Source organism: Cedecea sp. VD22, from assembly GCF_037150195.1.
In the GTDB taxonomy this organism is placed as follows: Bacteria; Pseudomonadota; Gammaproteobacteria; order Enterobacterales; family Enterobacteriaceae; genus Cedecea.
In genome coordinates, this window is record NZ_JBBCPX010000001.1 from 442,692 (window position 1) to 462,684 (window position 19,993).

The 19,993-nt window shown below is 54.8% G+C and carries 13 protein-coding genes; 5 read left to right on the plus strand and 8 right to left on the minus strand.

Annotated elements, in window-relative coordinates; translation table 11 throughout:
- Position 1: 1 nt before the first annotated feature.
- From WFK85_RS02185 to lrp, 7 genes are all read right to left on the minus strand, one after another.
- A complete protein-coding gene (locus tag WFK85_RS02185) occupies positions 2-619 on the minus strand; it encodes a DMSO/selenate family reductase complex B subunit (RefSeq protein ID WP_336708498.1) in 618 nt (205 codons plus the stop codon).
- 10 nt (positions 620-629) lie between these two features.
- Positions 630-3,071, minus strand: a complete 2,442-nt coding sequence (dmsA, locus tag WFK85_RS02190) for a dimethylsulfoxide reductase subunit A (protein ID WP_336708500.1) — start codon at positions 3,069-3,071, stop codon at positions 630-632.
- A 345-nt stretch (positions 3,072-3,416) separates the two neighbouring features.
- On the minus strand, positions 3,417-4,709 hold the full coding sequence (gene serS / locus WFK85_RS02195; protein ID WP_336708502.1) for a serine--tRNA ligase: 1,293 nt from the start codon (positions 4,707-4,709) through the stop codon (positions 3,417-3,419).
- Positions 4,710-4,803: 94 nt separating this feature from the next.
- Entirely contained in the window at positions 4,804-6,147 is a 1,344-nt protein-coding gene (locus WFK85_RS02200; protein WP_166995484.1) for an AAA family ATPase, read from the minus strand.
- A gap of 8 nt (positions 6,148-6,155) precedes the next feature.
- Entirely contained in the window at positions 6,156-6,767 is a 612-nt protein-coding gene (gene lolA, locus WFK85_RS02205) for an outer membrane lipoprotein chaperone LolA (protein WP_336708505.1), read from the minus strand.
- Positions 6,768-6,943: 176 nt separating this feature from the next.
- Positions 6,944-10,657, minus strand: a complete 3,714-nt coding sequence (locus WFK85_RS02210) for a DNA translocase FtsK 4TM domain-containing protein (RefSeq protein WP_166995481.1) — start codon at positions 10,655-10,657, stop codon at positions 6,944-6,946.
- A gap of 121 nt (positions 10,658-10,778) precedes the next feature.
- Entirely contained in the window at positions 10,779-11,273 is a 495-nt protein-coding gene (gene lrp / locus WFK85_RS02215) for a leucine-responsive transcriptional regulator Lrp (RefSeq protein WP_000228469.1), read from the minus strand.
- A 492-nt stretch (positions 11,274-11,765) separates the two neighbouring features.
- On the opposite strand from lrp, the gene trxB reads away from it, so the two are divergent.
- From trxB to infA, 5 genes are all read left to right on the plus strand, one after another.
- Entirely contained in the window at positions 11,766-12,734 is a 969-nt protein-coding gene (gene trxB, locus WFK85_RS02220; RefSeq protein WP_166995479.1) for a thioredoxin-disulfide reductase, read from the plus strand.
- 113 nt (positions 12,735-12,847) lie between these two features.
- Positions 12,848-14,614: a heme ABC transporter permease/ATP-binding protein CydD gene (gene cydD, locus WFK85_RS02225; RefSeq protein WP_008461111.1), complete on the plus strand. Its 1,767-nt coding sequence runs from the start codon at positions 12,848-12,850 to the stop codon at positions 14,612-14,614.
- On the plus strand, positions 14,614-16,335 hold the full coding sequence (cydC, locus tag WFK85_RS02230) for a heme ABC transporter ATP-binding protein/permease CydC (protein ID WP_336708515.1): 1,722 nt from the start codon (positions 14,614-14,616) through the stop codon (positions 16,333-16,335). The genes cydD and cydC overlap by 1 nt, the downstream gene beginning before the upstream one ends.
- Positions 16,336-16,396: 61 nt before the next feature.
- A complete protein-coding gene (gene aat, locus WFK85_RS02235) occupies positions 16,397-17,098 on the plus strand; it encodes a leucyl/phenylalanyl-tRNA--protein transferase (RefSeq protein ID WP_336708517.1) in 702 nt (233 codons plus the stop codon).
- Between the two features lie 278 nt (positions 17,099-17,376).
- The gene (gene infA / locus WFK85_RS02240) at positions 17,377-17,595 is read left to right on the plus strand and encodes a translation initiation factor IF-1 (protein WP_002211347.1); all 219 of its coding nucleotides are present in this window, start codon (positions 17,377-17,379) and stop codon (positions 17,593-17,595) included.
- A 97-nt stretch (positions 17,596-17,692) separates the two neighbouring features.
- On the opposite strand, the gene clpA is transcribed toward infA, so the two are convergent.
- The gene (clpA, locus tag WFK85_RS02245; RefSeq protein WP_336708518.1) at positions 17,693-19,966 is read right to left on the minus strand and encodes an ATP-dependent Clp protease ATP-binding subunit ClpA; all 2,274 of its coding nucleotides are present in this window, start codon (positions 19,964-19,966) and stop codon (positions 17,693-17,695) included.
- Between the last annotated feature and the right edge of the window lie 27 nt (positions 19,967-19,993).

The window sequence follows — 19,993 nt, forward strand, 5'->3', positions numbered from 1 at the left end:
CTCACACCTCCTTCGGGTTGGCCAGATAACCGCTGGTATCCCCACTTGGGCGGCTGTTGGCGTTAGGTTTAATCACGATATTTGGTTTTGTGAAGTGCGATGCAGGCAGCGGCGCAATGGCGGCCTGAGTCCCGTACTTTTTGCGTAATTCGTCGACAGGCGCTAAATCCAGCGCTCGCAACGGGCAGGATTCCACACAAATCGGCTTTTTCCCCTTGGCAACGCGCTCATAACAGCCGTCACACTTGGTCATGTGGCCTTTCTCTTCGTTGTACTGCGGCGCACCGTACGGACACGCCATATGGCAGTAGCGGCAGCCGATACAAACCTCTTCGTTCACCACCACAAACCCATCTTCGCGCTTGTGCATGGCACCGCTAGGGCAGACCTTAGTACAGGCCGGATCTTCACAGTGGTTACAGGAAATAGAGAGGTAATAAGCAAATACATCCTGATGGAAAACACCGTTATCTTCCTGCCAGTTACCGCCCGCATATTCATAAATGCGGCGATAGCTAACTTCCGGACTCAGGTTCTTAAAATCCTTGCACGCCAGTTCGCAGGTTTTACAGCCGGTGCAGCGACTGGAGTCGATATAAAAGCCATATTGGGTTGTCATTTACTGCTCCTTACGCCTTTTCAACCTGGACCAGGTTACTGTGGGATGGGTTGCCTTTTGCCAGCGGTGACGGGCGCTGGGTGGTCAGCACATTGATGCTGCCCCCGCGGTCGACTTTATTGACATCGGGGCTATACCAGGCGCCTTCCCCTAAGGCGACAACGCCAGGAATGATGCGTGGCGTCACTTTGGCGCTAATGCGGACTTCCCCGCGGTCGTTAAAAATACGGACTTCATCACCATTGGCGATGCCACGCTGTTTTGCATCAAGCGGGTTGATCCACATCTCCTGGCGACAGGCAGCCTTCAGCACGTCAACGTTGCCATAGGTCGAGTGCGTCCGCGCTTTGTAATGGAAGCCGGTTAGCTGCAGCGGCCATTTTTCCGCCAGCGGATCGCCAACGTTCTCAAAACCAGCGCTATACACCGGCAGCGGGTCGATGACATCCCCTTCCGGCAGTTCCCAGGTGGCGGCAATATCCGCAAGCTGAGCGGAATAGATCTCAATTTTCCCTGACGGCGTCGTTAATGGGTTGGCATGGGGATCTTCACGGAAGGCTTTGTAGGCGACGTGATGCCCTTCCGGGTCACGCTTTTTAAACATCCCCAATTGGCGGAACTCATCAAAGCTCGGCAGCTCAGGGATCGCTGCCTGAGATTGAACATACAGGTGACGCATCCAGCCTTCCTGCGTCCGTCCTTCCGTGAAACGCTGCTCCACACCCATACGCTTCGCCAGTTCGGTCGTCATTTCATAGATGGTTTTGCATTCAAAACGCGGCTTGATGGCCTGTTCAGCAAAAATCACATAAGACATGTTGCCGCAGGAAGCATCGAGGCAGAAATCCATCTGCTCAGAGGCCGTGCAATCCGGCAGAAGAATATCGGCGTATTTCGCAGAGGACGTCATATGGTTGTCGATTACCACGATCATTTCGCATTTTTTATCATCCTGCAGAATGTCGTGCGTGCGGTTGATCTGAGAATGCTGGTTAATCAGGCAATTCCCGGCATAGTTCCAGACCATTTTAATCGGTACATCCAGTTTCTCTTTACCACGCACGCCGTCGCGGGTGGCTGTCATCTGCGCGCCGCGTTCGATGGCATCGGTCCACATAAACATGGAAATACTGGTTTGAACCGGGTTTTCCAGCGTAGGCATTCGCACGAACGGCAGGCTATAAGAGCCTTCACGCGCCCCGCTGTTGCCCCCGTGAATACCGACGTTACCGGTCAGGATAGAAAGCATGGCGATTGCGCGGGAAACCAGCTCGCCGTTGGAGTGACGCTGCGGCCCCCACCCCTGGCTGATAAAGGCCGGTTTAGCACTGCCAATTTCCCGGGCAAGTTTGATAATACGATCGGTCGGAATACCGGTTATCTGCGAAGCCCATTCAGGCGTCTTGGCAATGCCGTCAGCTCCCTGACCCAGGATATAAGCTTTGTAGTGGCCATTGCGCGGCGCACCGGCCGGGAGCGTTTTTTCATCATAGCCCACGCAGTATTTGTCCAGAAAGGCCTGATCTACTAGGTTTTCGTCAATCATGACCCACGCCAGTGCGGAAATCAGCGCCGCATCGGTGCCAGGGCGAATAGGGATCCACTCGTCTTCCCGGCCTGCGCCGGTGTCGGTGTAACGTGGGTCAATAATGATCATTCGGGCATTAGACTTTTGGCGAGCCTGTTCGAGGTAATAAGTTACCCCGCCACCGCTCATCCTCGTTTCGCCCGGATTATTGCCGAACAGCACCACCAGCTTGCTGTTTTCAATATCGGATGGGCTGTTGCCGTCCGCCCAGCCGCCGTAGGTATAATTCAGACCGGCGGCAATCTGTGCGGTGGAATAGTCCCCGTAATGATTGAGGTAGCCCCCGCAGCAATTCATCAGGCGAGCAATCAGCGTGGAACCCGGCGGCCAGGAACGCGTCATGGTTCCACCCAGCGTACCGGTACCGTAGTTCAGATAAATAGCTTCGTTACCATGCTCTTTAATGATGTTCTGCATGCTGTGGGCAATGGTATCAAACGCTTCATCCCAGCTAATGCGCTCGAACTTCCCTTCTCCACGCGCGCCAACGCGTTTCATCGGGTATTTCAGGCGGTCAGCATTATAGACCCGTCGGCGCATAGAGCGACCACGCAGGCAGGCCCGAACCTGGTGTAAACCTTCATAACCGTCATCGCCGGTGTTATCGGTTTCGACATATTTAATTTCGCCATCCACCACATGCATACGCAACGGGCAGCGGCTGCCACAGTTCACCGTACAGGCGCTCCAGACCACTTTTCCACTGCTACCGGGATTAACGGTTTGAGCGGCAAAAGTGAGCCGGGAGAAGGGGAGTGAGAAGGCGCTAGTTGCAGCAGCTAAACCACCGATTGCCGTGGTTTGGACCAGCTTACGACGGCTGACCTCTGCCGCGAGGATCGCGTTAGGGGTTTTATCAGTCATAGTGACCTACTTGTTTTGCTCACAGTTGAAATAAGCCGACAGCGGTCACGCGGGTTGAGAGCCCACATTCCGTTGCGCAGCTAAAGGGTGAAAGGGGTGTCCGGTATATTTTTATTGAAGGATTGACCTGGCCGCGTCACGCCTTGTGAAGCACGGCCGTCAAATGATGATTAGATGTAAGTTTTAATTGAACAATCATCACCCGCTTCCGGTGAGCAATAATACTTCTTTGGGAGTAGGGGTTATTGTCTGGTATCAAGAAAGGCGGTGTTGACGTAAAACCTCGGAATTAGGGTATAAAAAAAGCGCCCTCAGGCGCTTTTTCAATGCATCACAAACGGCGGATTACCCGATGTATTCCAGGCCATTCATGTAAGGACGCAGCACTTCTGGTACCTGAATGCGGCCATCAGCCTGCTGGTAGTTTTCCAGGACGGCGACCAGAGTACGGCCAACTGCCAGACCAGAACCGTTCAGGGTGTGAACCAGGCGAGTCTTCTTGTCTGCTTTACTGCGGCAGCGAGCCTGCAGGCGGCGAGCCTGGAAGTCCCAGCAGTTGGAACAGGAAGAGATCTCACGGTACGTATCCTGTGCCGGCAGCCAGACTTCCAGATCGTAAGTTTTGCGCGCACCGAAACCGATATCACCGCTGCAAAGCAGCACTTTACGGTATGGCAGCCCCAGCAGTTGCAGAACCTTCTCCGCGTGGCCGGTCATCTCTTCCAGCGCATCCATAGAGTCTTCAGGGCGAACTATCTGCACCATCTCAACTTTGTCGAACTGGTGCATACGAATCAGCCCGCGAGTATCACGGCCATAGGATCCAGCTTCAGACCGGAAGCACGGCGTGTGCGCAGTCAGCTTCAGCGGCAGGGAATCTTCGTCGATGATCTCGTCGCGAACCAGGTTGGTCAGCGGCACTTCTGCGGTAGGGATCAGCGCATAGTTGCTGCTGTCCGCTTCTTCTTCCAGCGGACGAGTATGGAACAGGTCACCGCCAAATTTAGGCAACTGGCCGGTACCGTACAGCGTGTCCTGGTTAACCAGATACGGAACATAGTTTTCCATGTAACCGTGCTGCTCGGTGTGCAGATCCAGCATAAACTGGCTCAGCGCACGGTGCATACGCGCCACCTGCCCCTGCATGACTACAAAGCGGGAACCGGTGAGTTTAACCGCCGCAGCGAAGTCCAGGCCTTTTGCCATTTCGCCCAGGGTGACGTGATCGCGCACTTCGAAATCAAATTTACGCGGCTCGCCCCAGCGGCTGACTTCGACGTTTTCGCTGTCGTCTTTGCCCAATGGCACGCAGTCATCAGGAATGTTTGGCAATGTCAGCGAGATATCGCGAATTTCTGCCAGCAGAGAATCAAGCTCGTTTTTCGCTTCATCCAGCTCTTCACCCAGCTGGTTAACCTGCAGGCGCAGCGGCTCAATGTCTTCTCCGCGCGCTTTCGCCTGGCCGATGGATTTCGATCGCGAGTTACGTTCAGCCTGCAGATTTTCCGTTTTGACCTGCAGTACTTTACGACGCTCTTCCAGAGAGCGCAGCGTGTCTACATCCAGCTTAAAGCCCCGGCGTGCCAGTTTTTCAGCGACTGCGTCTGGCTCTGTACGCAGCAGATTGGGATCGAGCATGCTTATCCTGTGCTTATCGAATTGAATTTATAGGAGTGCGGCCACAGCCTGCGACCGCTTTGATAGTCTTGCTAACCTTACCGCAACGCCTGCATTAGCGGTAGCGTTTTGTGGGGCTTTTCTGATCCTGCTCGGTCAGCCAGGCTAGCTTTTCGCCAATCTTCCCTTCCAGACCTCTGTTGGTCGGCCGATAGTAGCGAGTTTGCGCCATTTCAGGTGGGAAATAGTCTTCCCCGGCGGCATAGGCATTGGGCTCGTCATGGGCGTAACGGTATTCCTGGCCATAGCCCATTTCTTTCATTAATTTCGTTGGGGCGTTACGCAGATGGACGGGCACGTCATAATCGGGGCGTTCGCGCGCATCCGCCATTGCAGCTTTGAACGCGGTATAAACGGCGTTGCTTTTCGGGGCGCAGGCCAGATAAACAATCGCCTGAGCAATAGCCCTCTCCCCTTCCGCTGGCCCTACGCGGGTGAAGCAATCCCAGGCGGCAATGGCCACCTGCATACCTCTGGGATCCGCGTTACCAACGTCTTCAGAGGCAATCGCCAGTAAGCGCCGCGCAACGTAGAGCGGATCGCCACCTGCGCTAATAATACGCGCGTACCAGTAAAGAGCGGCATCCGGGGCAGAACCGCGAATTGATTTATGTACCGCTGAAATCAGATCGTAAAAACGATCGCCTTTATTATCGAAACGCGCACTGCGTTCACCAGCAATCTCCGTTAGCAATTGGGTTTGCAAAATCCGGTTGCCGCTGGCGTCAACTTCAGCCATATCCGCCATCATTTCGAGCGTATTTAACGCCCGGCGCGCATCGCCGTTTACCAGCTCGGCAATGGCTTTACGCGTTTCGTCCGGCAGGATGATATTTTGCCCGCCGTAGCCCCTGGCTTTATCGTTCATCGCCTGATCGAGCACCAGCTCAATATCCGCCACGGTCAGTGATTTCAGTAGATACACGCGGGCACGGGAGAGCAGCGCCGAGTTGAGCTCAAAAGAAGGGTTTTCGGTTGTCGCACCAATAAAAGTAATGGTGCCGTCTTCGATATGCGGCAGGAAGGCATCCTGCTGGCTTTTGTTGAATCGGTGAACTTCGTCGACAAAAAGAATGGTGCGGCGCCCGGCATTGCGGTTCTGCCGCGCACGTTCGATGGCCTCACGAATATCTTTCACGCCTGAGGTTACCGCAGAAATACGTTCAACATCCGCGCTGGCATAGCGAGCAATCACTTCGGCGAGGGTTGTTTTACCGGTGCCCGGCGGCCCCCAAAGAATCATGGAATGCAGATGACCTGCTTCAATGGCTCGGGGCAGCGGTTTTCCATCAGCCAGCAGATGCTGCTGGCCGATGTACTGCGCCAGATTTTCTGGCCGCATACGCGCGGCCAGCGGCTGGAAGGTATTCTCTGAAAAATCGAGCGACAGATTGCTCACTCAAGCCTCTACTTACGTTGGTCGTCCACCGTGACGCCTTTTGGCGGGGTGAACGTAAACTTACCGGCATCCACTGCGCCGTTTTGCTGAGCCTTCAAAGTATAGCTGCTGCGCTGGTCATCCTGCTCTACGGCGCTGAACTGATGGATAGTGCCGTCTCGGCCGACGTTGATGGTGAACTGCTTCAGGTTACCCGAGCTGCTTTTTGGCGTCAGCACAAAGTCATCGCCGTTCTGCTTAATGTTGTATTGCTTCCAGTCGCTGGACTGGTTGCGGGCAATCAGCATAAACGGCGTATTGCTGGTGGCGTCTTTTAGCCAGGTAGCCGTAACCTGCTCAACAAACGGGTTGTAGAACCACAGGGTTTTACCGTCGGAAACGAGGATGCTTTCATCGGGCTGAGTCATGTGCCAGTTGAACAGGTTTGGGCGCTTAACCCACAGATCGCCCTGGCCTTCCTGCACGGCAGCGCCGCTACCATCGGTGACTTTCTGGGTGAAGCTGGCGTGGAAGCTGCCAACTTTATCAAGGCGACCCTGCAAATCCCCGGCTGCGTCAGCCCAGGCTCCGGTTGCGGTCAGGCCAGCTAACAGCGCACAGGCAATTACGTTTTTTTTCATTATGTTCCCTCTGGATTCATTGACCACCCGACGATGGCACTTCTGCTGCTCACTCTAGTGAAGTCTTCGGCTACCGCAACAGAAGAATAAGCTGATTTTCCGGTAATTTACCCATCTTTGCAAAAAGAGCCGCAGGCGCGGCTCTTTTTTGCTCAATGGACTAGCGCTCGGCCGGATTACTCAAACTGAGGTGGCGCAAGAACCTCTCGGTTACCGTTATGCCCCTGTGGGCTCACGATCCCCTGCGCTTCCATCTGCTCCACGATTCTCGCGGCTCGGTTGTAGCCGATACGGAACTGACGCTGCACGCCGGAGATAGATGCTTTGCGTTTCTCTACCACGAAAGCGACAGCCTGATCGAACAGCGGATCCAGCTCTTCGTCACCGTCCATACCGCCGCCACCGCCGTCACCGCTGCCTTCATCATCGGTAATGCCGGTGATGTACTGCGGACGGCCACGTGCTTTCCAGTCCTGCACCACCGCATGCACTTCTTCATCACGCACAAAGGCACCGTGCACACGAATCGGCGTCGTGGAGTTTGGCGCGGAATAAAGCATATCCCCCATGCCGAGAAGTGATTCAGCGCCGCCCTGATCCAGGATTGTGCGTGAGTCAATTTTGCTCGACACCGTAAACGCGATACGGGTTGGGATGTTAGCTTTAATCAGGCCGGTAATGACGTCAACCGATGGACGCTGGGTTGCAAGAACAAGGTGAATACCTGCGGCGCGCGCTTTCTGTGCGAGGCGGGCGATCAGCTCTTCTACTTTTTTGCCTACCGTCATCATCAGGTCGGCAAATTCATCCACCAGCACCACGATATACGGCAGTTTCTCCAGCATCGGGTGGCTCACTTCCATGCTGTCACCAGGTTTCCAGAACGGGTCAGGGATTGGGCGCCCCATGCGCTCAGCTTCCAGCACGCGTTCGTTGTAGCCCGCAAGGTTTCGCACGCCCAGCGCGGACATCAGCTTATAGCGGCGCTCCATCTCGTTCACGCTCCAGCGCAGCGCATTCGCGGCGTCTTTCATATCCGTAACCACTTCGGTCAACAGATGTGGAATGCCTTCATACACCGACAGCTCAAGCATTTTCGGGTCGATCATAATGAAGCGAACATCTTCCGGCGTTGCTTTATACAACATGCTGATGATCATGGCGTTTACGCCAACCGACTTACCGGACCCCGTTGTACCGGCTACCAGCAAGTGAGGCATTTTCGCCAGGTCTGCAACGACAGGCTCACCGCCGATGTCTTTACCCAGAACCACGGTCAACGGAGAGCCGTTGTCGCGGAATTTAGCGCAGTCGAGCACTTCACGCAGATAAACGGTCTGGCGCTTTTTGTTAGGCAACTCAAGGCCTACGTAAGGTTTACCCGGAATAACCTCAACCACACGCACGGCGACGGTGGAGAGCGAACGCGCCAGGTCGCGGGAAAGGTTAGAGATGCGGGCAGCCTTTACACCCGGAGCCAAATCCAGCTCGAAGCGGGTAATGACTGGGCCAGGGGAATAATCCACTACATCCGCTTTAATGCGGTAATCCGCCAGACGCGCTTCAACCAGGCGCGCCATCTGCTCCATTGCAAAGGTATCTACCGGTTCAACCTCAGTTGGAGGAGAAGTCAGTAGATCCAACGACGGCAGCGGCGTGGTCGGTTTCTGAAGCGGGCGATCGTCACCGTTGCGCATCAAGAACGGGTGGATCAGGCTCTCTTTTGGCTCTGGCGCAGCAGGCTGATGCTGAGCCGCCTGAGCATATTGAGAAGGCTGTGCCGCGGGTTGACTGTGCTGAACTGGCTGCGGGGCCGGTTCAAAGCTCGGGGTAAACAGCGGCTCGCTCGGCGTATCATCCACCAGTTCCTTCAACGATGACTGGAAATCAAAGTCGTCAAGAGAGAACGGCGCATTATTCTGCTGTGGCTGCTCGCTATAGCGCTGTTGCTGCTGTGCAGCAAACTGACGCGCAAGTTCTGCCTCTTCCGCCTCGGCCTGCTGTTCTTCAGACCAGCTTTCGTCTTCGTACTCTTCGCCATAGCGCTGCTGTTGCTGGGCCGCAAACTGGCGGGCCAGTTCGTGCTGCTGCAGCGCATCGCCTTCATCGCCGTAATTGTCTTCAGACTGCTGGTTCTCGGCGAGTCTCGCCTGCTCTTCTGCCATTCGCTGGGAAGGCAGTTTTATGCCATAGGACGCCAGTTCACGACGAGTCGGAACGCGTACCCGGTTTGGACGTGGCAGTTGAGGGCCAATACCTTCTTTTACCTGAGGACGTGGCGCATCGCTGGCGATACTGAACACGGGTGAAAATGCTGCCGCTGCAGCCCCAGTTTTTACTGCCTGCTGAATGCCAGATGCAGTCTGCGTTATATCCGGCACTGGCATTTCTGGTGCCAATAACGGCGTGGAAGCGGGCGCAGATGTCGGTATCAAAGGTTGAACCGGTTCCGGGCTAGCGGGTTTTACTGGCGCATAGCTGTAAGGATCAGGCTTTGGCTCATTGACTGGTTGGTACCACGCCGCAAGCTGTTCACGTTCCCGGGCTCGCTTCTCTTCCACTTCTTCAAAGTGGTACATCGGCGGACGAACGTATTTCACCTCTTCTACCGGCTCAGGCACGGACTGTGGTTCAACGGCTGGCTGAGCCACTGGCACAACGGGTTCAGACCAGCTTTGATGCGTCTCAGGAACAACCTGCTGTTGTATGCTTGCCGGGTGCGGCGACGTGTAATGATCCGGTGCAGGCGCAATAACCGGTTCTGGCGTGACCGTTGTCGGTGCCGGTTCCCAGGCAATCGCTGGGGCAGCATGCTCAGCGTCAACGGCAGGTGCCGGTGTTGATACTGGAGGCATTGAAGCAACCGGCGGTACCGGTGCAGCCCACGACTGGTGAACGGTTGTTGCCGCGGCAGCCGCTGCAATAGGCTCAACGGCAGAGTGTCCACTGAACAGCGGATCGTATTCCTGATCTTCTGGCAAAGTCGCTTTATGCCCGGAGAACAGCACATCGTTCGGATCCGCTTCTACACCACGAGCGCTGAACAACACATCGTCTTCAGCGTCATCCATACGCTTGCCGGAGAACAACGCCGCATCCGTTTTGCGACCATTAGGATTAGCAAACTTCTGAGATAAGCGCTGCTTACGCGCAAGCGCCCCGCGTAAAATACGCGCCCGGCGAGATTCGCGTTTCTCAGCAGAAACCCGCGGCGCTTCGTCTTCGTCATGCTCTTCTTCGTATTCGTCCTCATCCTGCCAGGTGTTATCCCGGCGGGTGCGGTTGCTGGCAAAAGTCAGCACGGTCAGCACCGCGCTGCCAAGTTTCTCAGCAATGCTGACCCAGGACCAGCCGGTGAACAGCGTCAGACCAGCAGCCCAAACGCAAAGCAGCGCAATTGTGCCGCCGCTGCTGTTCAACAGCGGCATCATAGCGGTGCTAAGCAAGCTACCCAGCACGCCGCCCGAAGCGAAGTACCAAATATCGTCCGCATTGATGGCCGCCAGGCCACAAGAGGTCAGCACCATCGCAAGTACGCCGATCAGGCGCAGCGAAACGGCAAAATAATCGATGAATTCTTCACTGTCGCGCTGGCGCCAGGTGAACCAGCAGCCCCCGATGATAATCACCGGAATGGTGTAGGCCATCACGCCAAAAATGAAGAACAGCGTATCAGCAAACCACGCTCCCGGCGCACCACCCAGATTATGGATGGGCTCATGCCACGCGGTTTGCGACCAGCTAGGGTCTGAGGGGTTAAAGCTTAGCAAGGCAGCCATCAAATAGATGGCGAATAAGGCAACAAGGATCAGCAACGCCTCGAGTAAACGGCGCCCGCTGCTCAGTTTCCGCAATGTTACTTCTTTATCTTCGGTATATTCCTGGCTCAAGAAAGGCTCTCCAGGTCCTTAAACTCAATGGAGACAACAGCACCGGCGGCCTGCCGGAGCTGTTGCTGTATGGATTCCCAGGAGTGTAACCAAAATACGCCAATTTTGCACCTGGCCCGTATTAACGGGTCTTAATGACCAAACGGTTACTCTGTTTGACCTCTTCCATGACAACATAAGTACGGGTGTCGTTCACGCCCGGCAGACGCAGCAGGGTCTCACCTAAGAGTTTACGATACGCCGACATATCCGGCACGCGTGTTTTCAACAGGTAGTCGAAATCACCGGATACGAGATGACACTCTTGAATTTCTTCAAGTTTCTGCACTGCGGCGTTAAATTGCTCAAACACATCCGGGGCGCCACGATTCAGAGTAATCTCAACAAATACCAGCAGCGAGGCATCCAGATAATGCGGGTTTAACAGCGCCGTATAGCCCTGAATAAAACCCTGACGTTCCAGACGACGAACGCGCTCAAGGCACGGCGTCGGCGAAAGCCCAACACGCTTTGAAAGCTCAACGTTAGAAATGCGCCCATCCTTTTGCAATTCGTTGAGAATATTGCGATCGATACGGTCGAGATCTTTGCCCGGGCGCTTCTTGCTATCTACCATTATTATTGTCTCTCTCTATTCCTTCCTTCACCTGCCATAACCCTGGTGACGTCAATGTTCAGGGTGTACGTGAGAAGACCGATGCCTTGCGGCTGCTATCGACATCACGCATAGCGTCTGTCCACGTCATGCGTAAATTTCAATAACTCGGTAAATTTGCATCAGGTTTGCGCGAGAGCACGCGGCTTCCACATCACCAAATGTTTTTCTTCCTCGAATGTTTTCGCAAATGCTTAGGGGATTGTCAAAGCAAAACATCTATTTTTAGTGGAACGTGCCAGATATTCCTTTTGGCTGATGATTATTCATCATTTTCGCACCGTGATTACCGTGCTATTACAATGATTATTTATGCACATGACGGCGATATTCATTGGGCTTATAGGCAGCATCAATGACACACATCGTTAACAACATTGCTGCACTCTTTTTTTACTGCAACGAATTCCCTACAATCACCCCCATTGTCTGTAAACGTTCAATGAGGATCTCATGGGCACAGCTAAACACAGTAAGCTGCTTATTCTTGGCTCCGGCCCTGCGGGCTATACCGCAGCGGTCTACGCTGCACGCGCCAACTTAAAACCGGTTTTGATTACCGGGATGGAAAAAGGCGGTCAGCTGACCACCACAACCGAAGTCGAAAACTGGCCTGGCGATCCTAACGACCTGACCGGTCCGTTACTGATGGAACGTATGCACGAGCATGCGGCTAAGTTCGAAACTGAAATTCTGTTCGACCACATCACCAGCGTCGATCTGCAGAACAGTCCTTTCCGCCTGGTGGGCGACAGCGGCGAATACACCTGTGACGCGCTGATCATCGCGACCGGCGCATCTGCACGCTACCTTGGCCTGCCTTCCGAAGAAGCCTTCAAAGGCCGCGGCGTTTCTGCCTGCGCCACCTGTGACGGTTTCTTCTACCGCAACCAGAAAGTCGCGGTTATCGGCGGCGGGAATACCGCAGTTGAAGAAGCGCTTTATCTGGCAAACATCGCTTCAGAAGTGCATTTGATCCACCGTCGCGACAGCTTCCGCGCGGAGAAGATCCTGATTAATCGTCTGATGGATAAAGTGCAGAATGGCAACATTGTGCTGCACACCCATCGCACGCTGGAAGAAGTCACAGGCGATCAAATGGGCGTCAGCGGCCTTCGCCTGCGCGACACGCAAAACACCGATGTTACCGAAGAACTGGAAGTTGCAGGGCTGTTCGTGGCTATCGGTCATAGCCCGAACACCGCCATCTTCAACGGCCAGCTGGAGCTGGAAAACGGCTACATTAAAGTGCAGTCCGGTATTCACGGCAACGCTACCCAGACCAGTATTCCAGGCGTATTTGCCGCAGGCGATGTGATGGATCATATTTATCGTCAGGCCATCACTTCTGCCGGAACCGGCTGCATGGCCGCTCTGGACGCCGAGCGCTATCTCGACGGCCTGGCCGAACAGTGTAAATAATCTAAAGATGTTAAAAAAGGCGGCCTTGCTGGTCGCCTTTCTTGTTTCTGCCATGTAACATTGCCTGTCAAAATTGCCTGAGAATTCCTTCTTCTACCAGAATCTGGCACGCGATGAATAAAACCCGTCAGCAAGAACTTAGCCTCTGGCTAAAACAGCAAAGTCTTATCTCTCGCCGTTGGCTCGGCTTGTCACGTCTGCTCGGTTTGGTCAGTGGTTTACTGATTGTGGCCCAGGCCTGGCTGCTCGCCCGCATTCTCCAGCACATGATCATGGAAAATATTCCGCGTGAAGCACTGCTCATGCCGTTTATTTTGCTGGTTCTGGTATTTGTGCTGCGCGCGTGGATCGTGTGGCTGCGCGAAAAGGTCGGATTCCACGCCGGATTGCACATTCGCCAGGAAATTCGCCGCCAGGTACTCGACAGATTACATCAGGCAGGCCCAGCCTGGATTCAGGGCAAACCAGTGGGGAGCTGGGCTACGCTGGTTCTTGAACAAATAGAAGACATGCACGACTACTACGCGCGCTACCTGCCGCAGATGTCGCTGGCGGTCATGGTGCCTTTGCTGATTATTATTGCCATTTTCCCGATCAACTGGGCAGCCGCACTCATTTTGCTAGGCACCGCGCCGCTTATCCCTATTTTCATGGCGCTGGTAGGCATGGGCGCAGCCGATGCGAACCGCCGTAATTTCCAGGCGCTGGCAAGGCTCAGCGGCCATTTCCTCGATCGTCTTCGCGGGATGGAAACACTTCGTGTATTTAACCGTGGCGCGGCGGAAACTGAAAATATTCGCGCGGCAAGCCAGGACTTTCGTCAGCGCACCATGGAAGTGCTGCGTATGGCCTTTCTTTCTTCCGGCGTGCTTGAGTTTTTCGCCTCGTTATCTATCGCCGTGGTGGCCGTCTATTTCGGCTTCTCTTACCTTGGCGAGCTGAATTTCGGCCATTATGGTGCTGGAGTCACTTTATTCGCTGGCTTCCTGGCGCTCATTCTTGCCCCTGAATTCTTCCAGCCGCTGCGTGATATGGGCACCTTCTATCACGCCAGGGCTCAGGCCGTGGGCGCGGCAGAGACCCTGAAGACCTTCCTCGACGCGCCGCTGCAACACCCTGAGCAGGGAACCGTGCAGCTTTCGGGCAACGGGACTTTCACTCTTGAAGCCCGAGAGATGACAATTCTATCCGCAGAGGGGAAAGTGCTGGCCGGGCCGCTGAATTTTATGCTTCCCGCCGGGCAACGCGTGGCGCTGGTGGGCCAAAGCGGTGCGGGCAAAAGCTCCCTGCTGAATGTCCTGTCCGGCTTCCTGCCCTATCAGGGGCAGTTGCTGGTCAATGGCGTCGAGCTGGCACAGCTTTCACCTGAATGGTGGCGCACACAGCTTAGTTGGGTGGGGCAAAATCCGCAGCTACCGGCGGCTACCCTACGTGACAACGTACTTCTTGGGATGCCAGAAGCGGACGGCACTCGTTTGCAGGCAGCTCTGGATAAAGCCTCGGTAACAGAGTTTCTGTCGCAGCTGCCAGAAGGCATTGATACCCCAATCGGCGATCAGTCTACCCGCTTATCCGTGGGTCAGGCACAGCGAGTAGCAGTAGCCAGAGCGTTACTCTCCCCTTGCGGTGTTTTATTGCTGGATGAGCCTGCCGCGAGCCTGGATGCCCACAGCGAACAGCGTGTAATGGAAGCGCTCACGGAAGCGTCCCAGAAACAAACCACACTGATGGTGACTCACCAACTGGACTACATCAGCAGTTGGGATCAAATTTGGGTGATGCGGAACGGGCTGATTGTTCAGCAGGGAAACTTCGAACAGCTTTCCGTTGAAGAAGGCCCCTTTGCTCTATTACTGGCCAGTCGCCAGGAGGAGATCTAATGCGCGCATTGCTGCCTTATCTGGCGCTTTATCGCCGCCACAAATGGTTACTGTCTTTAGGCGTTGTTCTGGCGATTATCACGCTGCTTGCCAGCATTGGTCTGTTAACGCTCTCCGGCTGGTTCCTTTCTGCCTCGGCCGTAGTGGGCGTTGCCGGGCTCTACAGCTTTAACTACATGCTGCCTGCCGCAGGCGTTCGCGGGGCGGCTATCACCCGCACAGCGGGTCGCTATTTTGAGCGTCTGGTCAGCCACGATGCTACCTTCCGCGTCCTGCAGCATTTACGCGTGTCAACCTTTAGCAAGCTGCTGCCCCTCTCCCCTGCCGGGCTGGCGCGCTTTCGCCAGGGAGAATTGCTCAATCGCGTGGTGGCAGACGTCGATACGCTCGATCACCTTTATTTACGGGTTATCTCCCCGCTCGTCGGCGCTTTTGTCGTTATCCTGGTGGTGACTTTTGGCCTGAGTTTCCTTGATGTTTCCCTTGCCTTAACGCTTGGCGGAATTTTACTCGCGACCCTGCTCCTTCTGCCGCCGCTGTTCTACCGCGCCGGGCAGCCAACCGGGGAAGCGCTAACCGTTCAACGCGGTAACTATCGCCAGCAGCTCACCTCCTGGCTTCAAAGCCACGCGGAATTAACCATTTTCGGCGCAGCAAACCGCGCGCGCGAACAGTTAGATGCCACGGAAAACAGCTGGCAGGAAGCGCAACGTCGCCAGGCCGGGTTAACTGCCCTGTCGCAGGCTATCATGCTGCTTATCAGTGGTATTGCCGTACTGGCGATGCTATGGATGGCATCCGCAGGCGTAGGCGAAAGCCAATCTCCCGGCGCGCTGATTGCCCTGTTCGTCTTTTGTGCCCTGGCGGCATTTGAAGCGATGGCCCCGGTTACCGGCGCCTTTCAGCATCTTGGCCAGGTCATTGCCTCCGCGCTGCGCGTGACGCAAATCACCAGCCAGACACCTGAAGTTATTTTTCCTGAAGCAACGCAGCCCGAGCAACGGCGGGCAACTCTGGACATTCGTGAGCTGAGTTTTACTTATCCAGGCCAGAGTCAGCCTGCACTGAAAGACATTTCACTGTCTGTCAGCGCCGGGCAGAGAATAGCAATCCTCGGTAAAACCGGCTGCGGTAAATCCACTTTACTGCAATTACTGACCCGCGCATGGGATGCTCAGCAGGGCGAAATTCAACTTAACGGCATCGCCCTTAGCGCTTTTGATGAAGTCACTCTGCGCAAAGCAACGAGCGTTGTCCCTCAGCGCGTACACCTGTTTAGCGCCACGCTTCGCGATAACCTTTTACTGGCATCTCCAGAGGCCAGCGATACCCAACTCAGCACCGCTCTGACTCAGGTAGGACTTGAAAAACTGCTTGAAGACGGCGGGCTTAATAGCTGGCTTGGCGAAGGTGGTCGTCAGCTTTCCGGCGGGGAGCTTCGTCGCCTTGCGATTGCCAGAGCAATATTGCATAACGCCCCTCTTATGCTGCTGGATGAACCTACCGAAGGCCTGGATGCAGAAACAGAGCGCCAAATCCTTGATTTGTTGGCTGAAGTCACCAGAGATAAAACGGTGCTGATGGTCACTCACCGCCTGCGCGGTTTGAACGCTTTTGACAGCATAATTGTGATGGACAACGGGCAAATAATTGAGCAAGGTAATCACGCTGAATTAATGGCGTCCGGCGGACGTTATTATCAATTTCGCCAGCGCCTGTAGGCGTTCTGAATAGACTATTATCAATTTATTATTGCTCTATTGCTCTGGAGTATTGGTCGTCATGCGCCTGGTACAGCTGTCTCGTGACTCGATAGCCTTTCCTTCGCCGGAAGGGGCGTTGCGTGAACCTAATGGGTTACTGGCGCTTGGCGGCGACCTGACCCCCGCACGCCTGCTGATGGCCTATCAGCGAGGCATTTTTCCGTGGTTTTCTCCCGGCGACCCTATTTTGTGGTGGTCGCCCGATCCCCGCGCCATTCTTTACCCGGAACAGTTTCACCTTAGCCGCAGCATGAAGCGCTTTCATCGCACTTCGCCTTATACCGTCACGCTCAACCACGCTTTTGAGCGCGTACTCTACGGCTGCGCCAGCGACCGAAATGAAGGCACCTGGATCACCGCAGACATTGTAGAAGCTTATTTGCGCCTGCATGAATTAGGCCATGCCCACTCCGTTGAAGTATGGGAAGGAAAAGAGCTGGTAGGCGGCATGTACGGCGTGGCGCAGGGGGCATTATTTTGCGGCGAATCTATGTTTAGCCGCCGGGTGAATGCCTCCAAAACGGCGCTGCTGGTTTTCTGTCAGCACTTTATTCGCCATGGCGGCAAATTGATCGACTGCCAGGTATTAAATGAGCATACGGCTTCGCTGGGCGTGATTGAAATTCCTCGTAGAGAGTATCTCCAGGCATTAGCGGAACTTCGCCTCCAGCACTTGGGCTCTCATTGCTGGGTTCCGCAGATGCTGAGCAATAATGTTTAACAACACATTTTATGTGAGGGTGTTATAATTAGCGCCGCTAAGTGGCTTTTGCCTGCTACCCCGCCGTTGTCTGGGATTTATTGTTTAAGGGAATACCCTCTCATTTATCTCCTTGCGTTCTTCGTCGCAGACGTTGCCATGCGGCAAGCTGCTAAGCGGCGGGTAATAAGCAAAATGCACTTTCACTGGTGATTTCACCAACAATTCTTTACATGATAAGCGAACTTCGGCATTATCTTGCCGGTTCAAACTACGGTAGTGATACCCCAGAGGATTAGATGGCCAAAGAAGACAATATTGAAATGCAGGGTACCGTACTTGATACGTTACCTAACACCATGTTCCGCGTTGAGCTGGAAAACGGGCACGTGGTTACCGCTCATATCTCCGGTAAAATGCGCAAAAACTACATCCGCATTCTGACGGGCGACAAAGTCACCGTTGAGCTGACCCCGTACGACCTGAGCAAAGGCCGCATTGTCTTCCGTAGCCGTTGATAGTTTTTATTCCGCGGCCTGAGATGGGCGGCGTTGAGAGTTCGTTGTAATAGAAAGGCCGGGCAATGCCCGGCCTTTTTTACATCCTCAGCCAGCGCTAGTGCGCGGCCTCCGGCTTGTGCTTCTGCGCACTCGCAAAGTTGAAGGTCAACTGCTGCTGGTCTTTATCCAGCGCAACCGTAACCTGCCCACCGTCAACAAGGGTGCCGAACAGCAGTTCGTTGGCCAGCGGTTTTTTCAGGTTGTCCTGGATAACACGCCCCATTGGGCGAGCGCCCATCGCGCGGTCATAGCCCTTCTCTGCCAGCCAGTCACGCGCTTCCTGGCTCACTTCCAGCGAAACACCTTTCTGATCCAGCTGAACCTGTAGCTCGACAATAAACTTATCCACCACCTGATGAATCACCTCGGTAGAGAGGTGGTTGAACCAGATAATGTTGTCGAGACGGTTACGGAACTCCGGCGTAAAGATCTTTTTGATCTCTTCCATTGCATCGGTGCTGTTGTCCTGGCGGATAAGCCCGATAGATTTACGTTCGGTTTCTCGCACCCCGGCGTTGGTGGTCATCACCAGAATCACGTTGCGGAAGTCCGCCTTGCGTCCGTTGTTATCGGTCAGCGTACCGTTGTCCATTACCTGCAGCAGCAGGTTAAAGACATCCGGGTGCGCTTTTTCGATTTCATCAAGCAGCAGAACCGCATGTGGATGCTTAATCACCGCATCCGTCAGCAGCCCACCCTGATCGAAACCAACATAGCCTGGAGGGGCGCCAATCAGGCGGCTCACGGTATGGCGTTCCATATACTCAGACATATCAAAGCGCAGCAGCTCAATGCCCAGCGACTTCGCCAGCTGCACGGTGACTTCCGTCTTACCAACCCCGGTAGGGCCAGCAAACAGGAACGAACCGACAGGTTTATGATCCTGACCCAAACCGGCACGACTCATCTTGATCGCTTCGGTCAGCGCTTCAATCGCTTTATCCTGGCCAAACACCAGCATTTTCAGGCGATCGCCCAGGCTTTTCAGCGTATCGCGATCGCTCGCGGAAACGCTTTTTTCCGGGATGCGCGCAATGCGAGCGACCACGGTTTCGATGTCCGCCACGTTAACGGTTTTCTTACGCTTGCTGACCGGCATCAGGCGGCTACGTGCGCCCGCCTCATCAATGACGTCGATAGCCTTATCCGGCAGATGCCTGTCATTGATGTATTTCACCGCCAGCTCAACCGCCGCGCGAATCGCCTTCGCGGTATAGCGAACGTCGTGGTGCGCTTCGTATTTCGGTTTCAGTCCGTTGATGATCTGCACCGTTTCTTCAACGCTTGGCTCAGTAATATCAATCTTCTGGAAGCGGCGCGCCAGGGCACGATCTTTTTCGAAGATGTTGCTGAACTCCTGATAAGTCGTCGAGCCAATCACCCGAATTTTACCGCCGGAGAGCAGCGGTTTAATCAGGTTAGCGGCATCGACCTGGCCACCGGAAGCCGCGCCCGCGCCAATAATGGTGTGGATTTCATCGATAAACAGGATGCTGTTTTGATCCTGCTCGAGCTGTTTCAGCAGCGCTTTAAAACGTTTTTCAAAATCGCCGCGGTATTTGGTACCGGCCAGCAGAGAACCGATATCCAGCGAGTAGATGGTGCAGTCGGCCATCACTTCCGGCACATCGCCCTGCACAATTCGCCACGCCAGCCCTTCGGCAATAGCCGTTTTACCCACGCCAGATTCACCGACCAGCAGCGGGTTATTTTTACGGCGACGGCACAGAACCTGGATAGCACGCTCCAGCTCTTTATCGCGGCCAATCAGCGGATCGATCCCGCCCACGCGCGCAAGCTGATTAAGATTGGTGGTGAAGTTTTCCATACGTTCCTCCCCGCCTGCTTGCTCTTCGTTGACCGGATTTTCAGAACCCGATGACTGATTCGGTTCGTCTTTGCGCGTGCCGTGAGAGATAAAGTTCACCACGTCGAGGCGGCTTACTTCATGTTTGCGCAGCAGGTAGGCTGCCTGGGATTCCTGTTCGCTGAAAATGGCAACCAGCACGTTGGCACCGGTCACTTCACTGCGCCCGGAGGACTGCACATGGAACACCGCTCGCTGCAGCACACGCTGGAAACTTAGCGTCGGCTGCGTGTCGCGCTCTTCAACGTTGGGTGGCAGGACCGGTGTAGTTTGTTCGATGAAGGCTTCGAGCTCCTGCCGCAGCGCCACCATATCCACAGAACACGCTTCCAGCGCTTCGCGGGCAGATGGGTTACTGAGCAATGCCAGTAATAGATGCTCGACGGTCATAAACTCATGTCGGTGCTCGCGCGCTCTGGCGAAAGCCATGTTTAAACTGAGTTCCAGTTCTTGATTGAGCATAGGCACCTCCCCAAATTATCGGCCTTG